The sequence below is a fragment of the uncultured Devosia sp. genome (assembly GCF_964244875.1).
GTDB lineage: Bacteria > Pseudomonadota > Alphaproteobacteria > Rhizobiales > Devosiaceae > Devosia.
On sequence record NZ_CAXTKA010000025.1, the window covers coordinates 1 to 10,045 of the forward strand.

The 10,045-nt window shown below is 63.5% G+C and carries 11 protein-coding genes and 1 pseudogene; 2 read left to right on the forward strand and 10 right to left on the reverse strand.

Translation table 11 applies throughout. The features are described 5' to 3' along the window. Positions 1 to 410: 410 nt before the first annotated feature. The gene (gene ureC, locus ACFE8X_RS17645) at positions 411 to 2,117 is read right to left on the reverse strand and encodes an urease subunit alpha (RefSeq protein WP_375452813.1); all 1,707 of its coding nucleotides are present in this window, start codon (positions 2,115 to 2,117) and stop codon (positions 411 to 413) included. A gap of 147 nt (positions 2,118 to 2,264) precedes the next feature. Between ureC and ACFE8X_RS17650 the strand changes: the two genes are divergently transcribed. Beyond that, positions 2,265 to 2,642, forward strand: a complete 378-nt coding sequence (locus ACFE8X_RS17650; protein WP_375452814.1) for a hypothetical protein — start codon at positions 2,265 to 2,267, stop codon at positions 2,640 to 2,642. Between the two features lie 40 nt (positions 2,643 to 2,682). Here the strand turns inward: ACFE8X_RS17650 and ACFE8X_RS17655 are convergent, their stop codons facing one another. From ACFE8X_RS17655 to ACFE8X_RS17670, 4 genes are all read right to left on the reverse strand, one after another. Beyond that, the gene (locus tag ACFE8X_RS17655; protein WP_375452815.1) at positions 2,683 to 3,075 is read right to left on the reverse strand and encodes a hypothetical protein; all 393 of its coding nucleotides are present in this window, start codon (positions 3,073 to 3,075) and stop codon (positions 2,683 to 2,685) included. A 79-nt stretch (positions 3,076 to 3,154) separates the two neighbouring features. After that, complete coding sequence (locus ACFE8X_RS17660) at positions 3,155 to 3,460, reverse strand: urease subunit beta (RefSeq protein WP_375452816.1); 306 nt, start codon at positions 3,458 to 3,460, stop codon at positions 3,155 to 3,157. A 4-nt stretch (positions 3,461 to 3,464) separates the two neighbouring features. Further along, a complete protein-coding gene (locus tag ACFE8X_RS17665) occupies positions 3,465 to 3,767 on the reverse strand; it encodes an urease subunit gamma (RefSeq protein ID WP_375452817.1) in 303 nt (100 codons plus the stop codon). A gap of 9 nt (positions 3,768 to 3,776) precedes the next feature. Further along, a complete protein-coding gene (locus ACFE8X_RS17670; protein ID WP_375452818.1) occupies positions 3,777 to 4,595 on the reverse strand; it encodes an urease accessory protein UreD in 819 nt (272 codons plus the stop codon). 142 nt (positions 4,596 to 4,737) lie between these two features. Here ACFE8X_RS17670 and ACFE8X_RS17675 point away from each other — a divergent pair, with 142 nt between their 5' ends. Further along, a complete protein-coding gene (locus tag ACFE8X_RS17675) occupies positions 4,738 to 5,091 on the forward strand; it encodes a hypothetical protein (RefSeq protein ID WP_375452819.1) in 354 nt (117 codons plus the stop codon). Positions 5,092 to 5,142: 51 nt separating this feature from the next. On the opposite strand, the gene urtE is transcribed toward ACFE8X_RS17675, so the two are convergent. The 5 genes and pseudogenes from urtE to ACFE8X_RS17700 all read right to left on the reverse strand — a co-directional run. Further along, the gene (gene urtE, locus ACFE8X_RS17680) at positions 5,143 to 5,844 is read right to left on the reverse strand and encodes an urea ABC transporter ATP-binding subunit UrtE (protein ID WP_375452820.1); all 702 of its coding nucleotides are present in this window, start codon (positions 5,842 to 5,844) and stop codon (positions 5,143 to 5,145) included. Positions 5,845 to 5,968: 124 nt separating this feature from the next. Continuing rightward, positions 5,969 to 6,718: an urea ABC transporter ATP-binding protein UrtD gene (urtD, locus tag ACFE8X_RS17685; RefSeq protein WP_375452821.1), complete on the reverse strand. Its 750-nt coding sequence runs from the start codon at positions 6,716 to 6,718 to the stop codon at positions 5,969 to 5,971. 3 nt (positions 6,719 to 6,721) lie between these two features. Then, on the reverse strand, positions 6,722 to 7,906 hold the full coding sequence (gene urtC, locus ACFE8X_RS17690; protein WP_375452822.1) for an urea ABC transporter permease subunit UrtC: 1,185 nt from the start codon (positions 7,904 to 7,906) through the stop codon (positions 6,722 to 6,724). A gap of 166 nt (positions 7,907 to 8,072) precedes the next feature. After that, on the reverse strand, positions 8,073 to 9,701 hold the full coding sequence (gene urtB, locus ACFE8X_RS17695) for an urea ABC transporter permease subunit UrtB (RefSeq protein WP_375452823.1): 1,629 nt from the start codon (positions 9,699 to 9,701) through the stop codon (positions 8,073 to 8,075). A gap of 161 nt (positions 9,702 to 9,862) precedes the next feature. Next, positions 9,863 to 10,045 (reverse strand): annotated as a pseudogene (locus ACFE8X_RS17700) (urea ABC transporter substrate-binding protein); the annotation flags it as partial.

Genomic DNA, 10,045 nt, shown 5'->3' on the forward strand with positions numbered 1-10,045 from the left:
GTGGGTGGGCGGGATTGTGCCAGGCGAGGCGAGAGAGCTGACAGATCGGGGCCAAACGAGACCCCCACCCTTGCCATTCGAGCGTAGCTCTCATGGCCTTCATCGCTCACATCGCTCCGCAGGAGCGATTTGCCCTGCGGGACGCTCTGCAGTCCCCCTGGAGGGGGAGGAGGTCGCGCCACTCGTGGGACACGATCCAGTTCCATCCAGCAAATCGCGTTTGCCGGCGGGCAAGAGTTCTGCCTGCTCCATGGTCCAAAGAGCATAATCATCGTCCAACGACGTCATAGAGGACTGATCGAGATCTTTTTCATGGTCGTACTAGGCATGAAATCCGGGCTGGATTCCAGCTTGTCGGGGAAAGACGATTTTGCCTGGGCCAGCAGTTGTCAGGTCAAAGTCCTGAACGGTCAAAATAGAAAATACCGTTGGGCCATTGGCAGGACGGTTGCGGGGTCGCAGGTGAGGAGTTCGCCGTCGGCGCGCACTTCGTAGGTTTCGGGGTTTACCTCAATCACCGGGGTGGCGAAGTTGTGGATCATGGAGGCTTTGCCGATGCTGCGGGTGTTGCCGATGGGAACGAGTTGCTTGTCGACGCCGAGTTTGGCGCGCAGGCCATCGTCGTGGGCGGCCTGGGAGATGAAAGTGACGGAGGAATTGGTGCGTAGCTTGCCATAGGCGGCGAACATGGGGCGGTAGTGCATGGGCTGGGGCGTGGGGATGGAAGCGTTGGGGTCGCCCATGGGGGCGGCGGCGATGGAGCCGCCGAGGAGGACCATGTCGGGTTTGACGCCAAAGAAGGCGGGGTTCCAGAGCACGAGATCGGCGCGCTTGCCAACTTCGAGCGAGCCGATGTGCTGGCTCATGCCGTGGGCGATGGCGGGGTTGATGGTGTATTTGGCGATATAGCGCTTGACGCGGAAATTGTCGCTGTCGCCGGTTTCCACGGCGAGCTGGCCGCGCTGTTTTTTCATCTTGTCGGCCGTCTGCCAGGTGCGGATCAGCACTTCGCCGACGCGGCCCATGGCCTGGCTGTCGGACGAGATGATCGAAAGCGCGCCCATGTCATGCAGGATATCCTCGGCAGCAATGGTTTCCTTACGGATGCGGGACTCGGCGAAGGCGACGTCCTCGGGGATGGAGGGGGAGAGGTGATGGCAGACCATGAGCATGTCGAGATGCTCGGCGATGGTATTGACCGTGTAGGGGCGCGTCGGATTGGTGGAAGACGGAATGACGTTGGGCAGGCCGGCGACCTTGAGGATATCGGGGGCGTGACCGCCGCCGGCGCCTTCGGTGTGGAAGGCGTGAATGGTGCGGCCCTTGAAGGCGGCGATGGTGTCCTCGACGAAGCCTGACTCGTTGAGCGTGTCGGTGTGGATCATGACCTGGACGTCATAATCGTCGGCGACGGAGAGGCAATTGTCGATGGTGGCGGGGGTGGTGCCCCAGTCCTCGTGCAGCTTGAGGCAGGAGGCGCCGGCCAGGACCATTTCGACCAGCGGGGCGGGCAAGGAGGCATTGCCCTTGCCCGCCAAGGCCAGGTTCATCGGAAAGGCGTCGAAGCTTTCGATCATGCGGCCGATATGCCAAGCGCCGGTGCAGGTGGTGGCCAGCGTGCCATGGGCGGGGCCGGTGCCGCCGCCGAGCATGGTGGTGATGCCGCTCATCAGGGCTTCCTCGATCTGCTGGGGGCAGATGAAGTGGATATGGGCATCCATGCCGCCGGCGGTGACGATCTTGCCTTCGCCGGCAATGGCTTCGGTGGAGGGGCCGATGATGATGGTGACGCCGGGCTGGGTATCGGGATTGCCGGCCTTGCCGATGGCGTGGATGCGGCCATCCTTGAGGCCGATATCGGCCTTGTAGATGCCGGTGTGGTCGACGATCAGCGCATTGGTGATGACGGTATCGACGGCGCCTTCTGCACGGGTGCGCTGCGATTGGCCCATGCCGTCTCGGATCACCTTGCCGCCGCCGAACTTGACCTCCTCGCCATAGACGGTGAAGTCATTTTCCACCTCGATGAACAGGTCGGTATCGGCCAGGCGCACAAGGTCGCCGGTGGTGGGGCCATACATGTCGGCATAGGTGGCGCGGGAAATGCGAGCGGGCATGGCGGGGCTCCGTCAGGTGGAAGAGGCAGCGTCGGCGCGGGATTGTCGGGTAGCGAGGCGCTTGGGACGCATGATGGGCGCAACCCTGGCCGATGCCGGCCATTGATGGGGCAAGGACGCGTGAGTCGTATTGCTCAAGGAGAGATCATGCCGAAAATTGCTGCAACTGCCTTGGCCATCATGCTGGTGGCGTGTGTCGGAGGCATGGCCTCGGCGCAGCCGGCCGCAACGGGCGAGGGCGAGGCGACGCCGGCGGTGCTGGGGGGCGCGCCGGTCGATCTGAGCGCGGTGCCCGATGATACCGAGATCACTATCGTCCTGATGTCCTCGCTGGAGGGCAGCGCAGGACTGGATGATGCCATGACGCCGGATGGGGCAGCACTGGAGCAACTGCGCGGTTCGCTCGAGGACAATGCGCCAATCAAGGCCAAGCTGGAGGCGGGTGGCTATGCCGTCAAGGACGTGATCGCGGTGGCCAACTCGGTGAGCGGCTCGGTCATCGTTTACGTGGATGACCGGACTTAGCGGCACGGCGGCTCGGTCGTTGCGATGCGCCATTACGGGGTCAACCGGCCTTGGGCTGTTTGCGATAGGCGGTGACGGCGCTGTTGATGACGGTATCGAGAAGGTGGGCGCCAGTGACCATGTCGGGATCGGCCTGCTGGGTGCGGGCGACCAGCGACATCGCCAGGGCCTGGATGGCGTAGGAATGCTTGTCGCGGCCGGCGGCGACATGGGCATTGCCCTCGGTTTGCAGCCGGGCCAGCAGCGTGTTGTAGCTGGCGCTGCTCATGGCCTGCTTGGCCTGGGTCCAGTTGGCGGCTTTGAAATCGCGGCTCAAATCGGAAGCGAGGCTGCCCAGTAGCATCATGGCGACGGGGTCCTTGATGCCGTGCTGCTGCAGATCGAGCAACACGGCGGCAAAGCGGCGTTTGAATTCCTGTTCCCTGGTGGTCATGCAAACGAGTCCCATTGGCCTGATGTGCCGACCTTTGAGCATTTTTTGCGATGTTTCGCCATGGTGGCGCGCCGGTGGTTCACAGCGGTCCCATGATCTGTTGGCGGAAGCCATAAACGGTGCGGGAGCCGCCCAGCGGCACCAGCCTGACCTCGCGGGCCTGGCCCGGCTCGAAACGCATGGCGGTGCCGGCGGCGATGTCGAGTCGCATGCCGCGGGCTTTTTCGCGAGCAAAGCGCAGGCCGGCATTGGTTTCGTAGAAGTGGTAGTGCGAGCCGACCTGGATCGGACGATCGCCGGTATTGGCGACCTCGATGGTGATCTGGGGGGCGCCGACATTGAGTTCGATATCGCCGGATCTGGGGATGATTTCGCCGGGAATCATGGGGTCACCGAATAGGTTCGTGGACGGTCACCAGCTTGGTGCCATCGGGGAAGGTGGCTTCGACCTGAATGTCGGCGATCATTTCGGCGATGCCCTCCATGACCTGGGCGCGGGTGACCACGTGGGCGCCGGCCTCCATGAGTTCGGCCACCGGGCGGCCGTCGCGCGCGCCTTCGACGACGAAATCGGTGATCAGCGCAATGGCCTCGGGATGGTTGAGCTTGACGCCGCGCTCAAGGCGCTTGCGGGCGACAATGGCGGCCATGGAAATCAGCAGTTTGTCTTTTTCGCGTGGCGTGAGGTTCATGCGATCTTCCTAGAGATGCCACAGGCGTGGCAGGGCGCCGGCGCCCGAAAGTTCGGCTAGTATTGGGACAATCAGGCGGCGCAGCGCAAGCCCGCTTTTGGCCAGAGCGCGGATCACCAGCCGCTCGCCGACGAGGCTGGCAGCGATGTGGCCGGCCGCGGGCATCAAGGCGCGCACCGCGTCCAGCCGACGGGCAGCCAGCGGGCCGATATGCAGGATGGTGGCGAAGGCACGAGCGCCGTCAAGGAGCGGCGTCGCCACACGCTCGGAACCGGTGCCGGTGAGCAGCGTGGCCTCGGCATGGATCAGTCGGCCGTTGCGGCGAATGCGCCAGTTGTCGCGAAGGTAGGCGTCATCGGCCATTTCGCCCATCGCGTCGCGGCCGAGCAGGACAGCCTCGATGGCGGTGAGGGTCGCACCTTCGGCCAGATTGATCTCGATGCGGCGATCGACCTGGCTGGCCTCGAACAGGATGGTTTCCTGCGGCAGCCAATCGAGGTGCGCGTTGGCGCCGACGGACAGGCGCGTCTCGACGCGGGCAGTGGCCCCGGTGGAGCGGTAGATGCGCTCGCAGGCCTGGGTCGTCAGCACCATGGTGCCATTGGGAGCGGCGTCGGCAGACCATTGCAGATAATCGCCACCGGTCAGGCCACCGGCAGTGTTGATGAGGACGGCCTCAAGCGCATTGGAATGGGTGTTGGGGAGGCGGATCTTGGCGCAGCCATCCTGATACAGAGTGTCGATGCAGGTGACGCCGCCGCGCTGCTTGGTGGCGATGCGCGCGACGCCACGGGCGCGCTGCATGGCCGGCGCCAGCGGACCAGGCATTATCTCACTTCGTACATTCATAGCATTCGACATAATCGTACCAATGACGCCAAGACAAAATTGCAGGCAACGAATTCCAAATAGCCGCGTTGTTTGGGCAGAGCGACCATGCTCATGCGTCAAAAGATAAAAGGAGACCACCATGCAGGTCAAAACCCTCGTTTCGATTATCGCCCTCGGCACCGCACTTGCTTTTGCCGGCCCAGCCGCCGCTCAGACGATCGATGGCGTGACGATCAGCGCCGATGACTTGCCGAAGGTCCAGGCTCGTTGTGACGAACTGGCCAATGCCGGCGCAACCGAATCGCTCACCGAAAGCTCGGATGACAGCGACATGGGCAGCGAAGACAGTGCCGATACTGACGACAATGCCGACGCAACCATCACCAATCCGCCCCAGGTGAATGGCACCGACGAGTCCACCGTGACCTCGGTTGACTTGAACACCCTGACTATCGAGTCGTGCACGACCGGCGGTCTGGTTACCGGCCAGTAACACTTCGTTAACTCCCTTGTTTTGAACGCCCGGCTCGCGCCGGGCGTTTTTTCATACCATAAGATGCCGGCGAACCTCCGGCAGGTCGAGGTCGCTGGCGGGACCCGCATGCTGAATCTCGCCGCGATCCATGACGTAGATGTCGTCGGCGATCTCGCGACAAAAATCGAGGAATTGTTCGACCAGCAAGATGGTCATGCCTTTCTCGTCGCGTAGGAACTGCAAGGCACGGCCGATATCCTTGATGATGGAGGGCTGGATGCCCTCGGTGGGCTCGTCGAGCACCAGCACTTTCGGCCGGGTGACCAGAGCGCGCCCAATGGCGAGTTGCTGTTGCTGGCCACCCGAGAGATCGCCGCCGCGCCGGCCCAGCATGGATTTGAGCACGGGGAAAAGCTCGAAAATGTAGCCGGGGATGTTGCGCTCGCCCCGGCCGACGCTGGCAAAGCCGGTTTCGAGGTTTTCACGGACGGTGAGCAGGGGGAAAATCTCGCGACCCTGGGGAACGTAGCCGAGGCCCAGGCGAGCGCGTTTGTAGGGCGGCGAGCGCTTCAGCGGATGGCCGTCGAAGATGATCTCGCCGGCAGTGATGGCGTTAATGCCGGTGATGGCGCGCAGAGTCGAGGATTTACCGACGCCGTTGCGGCCGAGGACGGCGGTGATGCGATTGGGTTTGCACTCGAGGGACACCGATTTAAGCGCCTGTGCGGCACCGTAATGCAGATCGATGGACTGGACGGAGAGGGCGGTCATGATACTTCCTCCTCATTTCTTCGATCACCGCGGGCAAAGAGTGGGTTCCTGGTTTCGCGGGAATGACGCCGCGAAACTGCACACACCCATTTAGATGGACGGGTGTTGACCGGCAAATCGGCCTTCATCGTCCCAGATACCTTTCGATGACCACCGGATTGGCGCTGACTTGTTCCAGTGTGCCTTCGGCCAGAACGGAGCCTTCGGCGAGGCAGGTGACGCGGGAGCCAAGGTCGCGCACGAAGCTCATGTCGTGCTCGACGACGACGACGGAGCGGGTTCTGGCGATATCCTTGAGCAGCTTGGCGGTTTCGACGGTTTCGCTGTCGGTCATGCCCGCGACCGGCTCGTCGACCAGCAGCAGCTTGGGGTCCTGGGCCAGGAGCATGCCGATCTCGAGCCATTGCTTCTGGCCGTGGCTGAGATTGGCGGCGAGGTCATGCTTGCGGGGCAGCAGGCGCACGGTGTCGAGAATTTCGGTGATCCGGGCGATGTCGGCGTCGCTGGCCACATAGAACAGGGTGGGGAAAATGCGGCGCGGCTTCTTCAACGCCATTTCCAGATTGTCCCAGACGGTCTGGCTTTCGAACACGGTGGGTTTCTGGAACTTGCGGCCGATGCCCAGATTGGCGATGGCGGCTTCGTCCAGCCTGGTGAGGTCGGTGCGGCCGTCAAATAGCACCTCGCCATCGTCGGGGCGGGTCTTGCCGGTGATGATGTCCATCATCGTGGTCTTGCCGGCGCCGTTGGGGCCGATAATGGCCAGCATTTCAGCGGGATGGACGATGATGGAGAGCTTGTTGATGGCCTTGAAGCCGTCGAAGGCGACGGAAACGCCATTGAGGTACAGCATGGTGCCGCTCTTGTCGGCCATGACCTACTCCGCCGGATGGGGTTGGGGATCAACGCCGGCCTCGACCTGCGCGGGCGCAGGCGGCGGGGGCGCCGTGCGATCATGCTGCTCGCGCCGCGTCGTGGCGGCGCGCCACTGGCCGATGAGCCCGACGACGCCCTTGGGCAGGAACAGCGTGGTGACAACGAAGAGCGCGCCCAGTGCGAACAGCCAGATTTCGGGGAAAGCGCCGGTGAAAAAGGATTTGCCGACGTTGACCAGGATGGCCCCGAGGATGGGGCCGACAATGGTGCCGCGGCCGCCGACCGCCGTCCAGATCACCACCTCGATGGAATTGGCCGGCTCGAACTCGCCGGGATTGATGATGCCGACCTGAGGGACGTAAAGCGCGCCGGCGATGCCCGCGATGATGGCGGAGACGACGAAGGCGAAGAGCTTCACGTATTCGACGCGATAGCCCAGGAAGCGGGTGCGGCTTTCGGCGTCGCGAACGGCGATCATGACCTTGCCTAGCTTGGAATTAACGATGAACGAACAGAGCAGGACCGCGACGGCCAGGGCGATGGCGGAGGCCGCGAACAGGCCGGCGCGGGTGCCGGTGGCGGCGATGGGCTGGCCGAGGATGTCCTTAAAATCGGTCAGGCCGTTATTGCCGCCAAAGCCCATGTCGTTGCGAAAGAAGGCGAGCAGCAGGGCGAAGGTCATCGCCTGGGTGATGATGGACAGATAGACCCCGGTGACCCGGCTGCGGAAGGCGAGGAAGCCGAAGACGAAGGCCAGAATGGCGGGAACCAGGATCACCATGGCCATGGCGAACCAGAAATTGTCCATGCCGTACCAGTACCAGGGCAGTTCCTGCCAGTTGAGGAACACCATGAAATCGGGCAGGTCGGCATTGGCATAGACGCCGCGCGTGCCGATCTGGCGCATGAGATACATGCCCATGGCATAGCCGCCCAGCGCGAAGAAGGCGCCGTGGCCCAGCGAGAGGATGCCGCAATAGCCCCAGACCAGGTCAAGCGCCAGGGCGAGCATGGCGAAGGTCAGATACTTGCCGAACAGCGGAATGGTGTAGTTCGGCAAATGCAGGGGATGGCCGGCGGGCAGCAGGAGGTTGGACGCGGGAACGGCGATGGCGACCAGCAAGAGGATGGCGACGAGCCAGACGGCCTTTTTGTCGAGGGCGCGGAAGAGGGCCTGGGTCAGCATGGGCACGCCTTCTGGTTTTCAAAGGCCCCCTCATCCGCCCTGGGGGCACCTTCTCCCACGAGGGGAGAAGGGGAGCATCGAGTTTGCCGCGCCACTGCGTCCCACTTCTCCCCTCGTGGGAGAAGGTGTCGCGAAGCGACGGATGAGTGGGTTTGCCTGTGAGCACTCATGCCTCGATGAACCTTCCCTTGAGCGCGAAGAGGCCGCGGGGGCGGCGTTGGATGAAGAGGATGATGAGGACCAGGATCAGGATCTTGCCGAGGACGGCGCCGGCATAAGGCTCGAGGAATTTGTTGCCGATGCCCAGGGTGATGGCAGCGATCAGCGTGCCCCAGAGATTGCCGACGCCGCCGAAGACGACGACCATGAAACTGTCGATGATGTAGGCCTGACCCAGATTGGGCGAGACATTGTCGATCTGGCTGAGGGCGACGCCGGCGAGGCCGGCAATTCCCGAGCCGAGGCCAAAGGTCATGGCATCGACATAGGGGGTGCGGATGCCCATGGCCGAGGCCATGCGGCGGTTCTGGGTAACGGCGCGCATCTGCAGGCCTAAGGCGGTGCGGTTGAGCACGGCGAGCAAGGACAGGAAGACCACGATGGCGAAAACGACGATCCAGAGACGGGTATAGGTGACGCTGATACCGCCCAGATCGAAGGAGCCGGTCATCCAGGATGGATTGCCGACCTGCTGGTTGGTGGGGCCGAAGATGGAGCGGATCAGCTGTTGCAAGATCAGCGATATGCCCCAGGTGGCGAGGAGCGTTTCCAACGCGCGGCCATAGAGCCAGCGGATGATGCCGCGCTCGATGGCGACGCCGATGGCGGCGGTGACGAGGAAGGCGGCGGGCAGGGCGATGGCCAGCGAAGAATCGAGCAGGCCGGGGGCGGTGTTGCGGATGATTTCCTGCACGCCGAAGGTGGTGTAGGCGCCCAGCATGACCATTTCGCCATGGGCCATGTTGATGACGCCCATGACGCCGAAGGTGATGGCCAGGCCAATGGCGGCGAGCAGCAGGACCGAGCCGAGCGACACGCCGTACCAGACGTTTTGCGCAGCGTCCCAGACGGCGCGATCGCGCGCCAGTCCGTCAATGCTGGCCTGGATGGCGGGCTTGAGTTCGTCCGGGGCGTTGGCGAGGGAGGCGGTGAGGATGCTGAGCGCATCGCGGCCACCCAGCGCAGCAACGACGGGCACGGCCGCTCGTTTCTCCTCCAGCGTGGCATCGGCGCTCTTGAGGCGGATCACGGCCTGGGCGTTTTCCATCACGCGCTTGATGGCGGGATCGGTTTCGGCGGCGACGGCGGTTTCGAGCAGTTCGAGATTGGCTTCATCGGCATCGCGAAGCACCGACTGGGCGGCGGACATGCGGACGCGGGTGTCCTCGCTGAGCAGCGTCATCTGGCCGATGGCAGTGCGAAGGACGCGGCGCAAGCCATTGTTGACCTTGACCTTTTCAACCTCGCCCTTGGGCACTTCGCCAAGGTCTGCAGCGGTCACCGGGTCGGTCAGCTTGATATTGGTGCCGCTGGGGGCGGTGAAGACGACCTTGCCGGTGGCTTCGACGACATAGAGTTCGCCTTCGGTCAGGGCCTGCAGGATGGGAACGACGCGCGGGTCACCGGTGGTGACCAGGACGCCGATGGCGGCTTCGCGGTCCTTGAAATTGCCGGGCGCCAAGGCGTCGACGAGCGGGGAGAGGGTGGCGTCGGCGGTTTGCGCGAGGGTGGGGGTAGCGGCGACTGGTGCGCCAAGGATCATCAGCAGGGTGATGATATTTCTGATGAACTTCATGGCGGCCCCGATCTAACCAACAATCCGGTGTCATTCCGGCGCCGGCCGAAATCCATCTCGATATTTCAGGATGGGCCCCGGCCTGTACCGGGGTGACATCGTGTTTGTGGATGCTTAGGCGGCGAGGGCGATCGAAACCGCCCTCGCCGGGTTGGATCCCGCTATTGGGCGGTTGCGACGTCGGCGCCGCCGCAGGTCTTGGTGGCGGTGTCGTAATGGCCGCAATTGATCGGAGCGGTCCAGTCGGCCTCGATGCCCACGTCCTCGGGCAGGAAATCGGACCAGGCGTCGCCGGGGACGAGATCGCTCTCGGACACGACTTCGAACTGGCCGTCGGCCTGGAT

Coding starts and splice junctions, on each gene's coding strand:
- ACFE8X_RS17650 (WP_375452814.1), top strand. CDS start 2,265: ATGCCGAAAATTGCTGCAACTGCCTTGGCCATCATGCTGGTGGCGTGT.
- ACFE8X_RS17665 (WP_375452817.1), bottom strand. CDS start 3,767: ATGAACCTCACGCCACGCGAAAAAGACAAACTGCTGATTTCCATGGCC.
- urtB (WP_375452823.1), bottom strand. CDS start 9,701: ATGAAGTTCATCAGAAATATCATCACCCTGCTGATGATCCTTGGCGCA.
- urtE (WP_375452820.1), bottom strand. CDS start 5,844: ATGACCGCCCTCTCCGTCCAGTCCATCGATCTGCATTACGGTGCCGCA.
- ACFE8X_RS17675 (WP_375452819.1), top strand. CDS start 4,738: ATGCAGGTCAAAACCCTCGTTTCGATTATCGCCCTCGGCACCGCACTT.
- ACFE8X_RS17660 (WP_375452816.1), bottom strand. CDS start 3,460: ATGATTCCCGGCGAAATCATCCCCAGATCCGGCGATATCGAACTCAAT.
- ACFE8X_RS17655 (WP_375452815.1), bottom strand. CDS start 3,075: ATGACCACCAGGGAACAGGAATTCAAACGCCGCTTTGCCGCCGTGTTG.
- ureC (WP_375452813.1), bottom strand. CDS start 2,117: ATGCCCGCTCGCATTTCCCGCGCCACCTATGCCGACATGTATGGCCCC.
- urtC (WP_375452822.1), bottom strand. CDS start 7,906: ATGCTGACCCAGGCCCTCTTCCGCGCCCTCGACAAAAAGGCCGTCTGG.
- urtD (WP_375452821.1), bottom strand. CDS start 6,718: ATGGCCGACAAGAGCGGCACCATGCTGTACCTCAATGGCGTTTCCGTC.
- ACFE8X_RS17670 (WP_375452818.1), bottom strand. CDS start 4,595: ATGCCTGGTCCGCTGGCGCCGGCCATGCAGCGCGCCCGTGGCGTCGCG.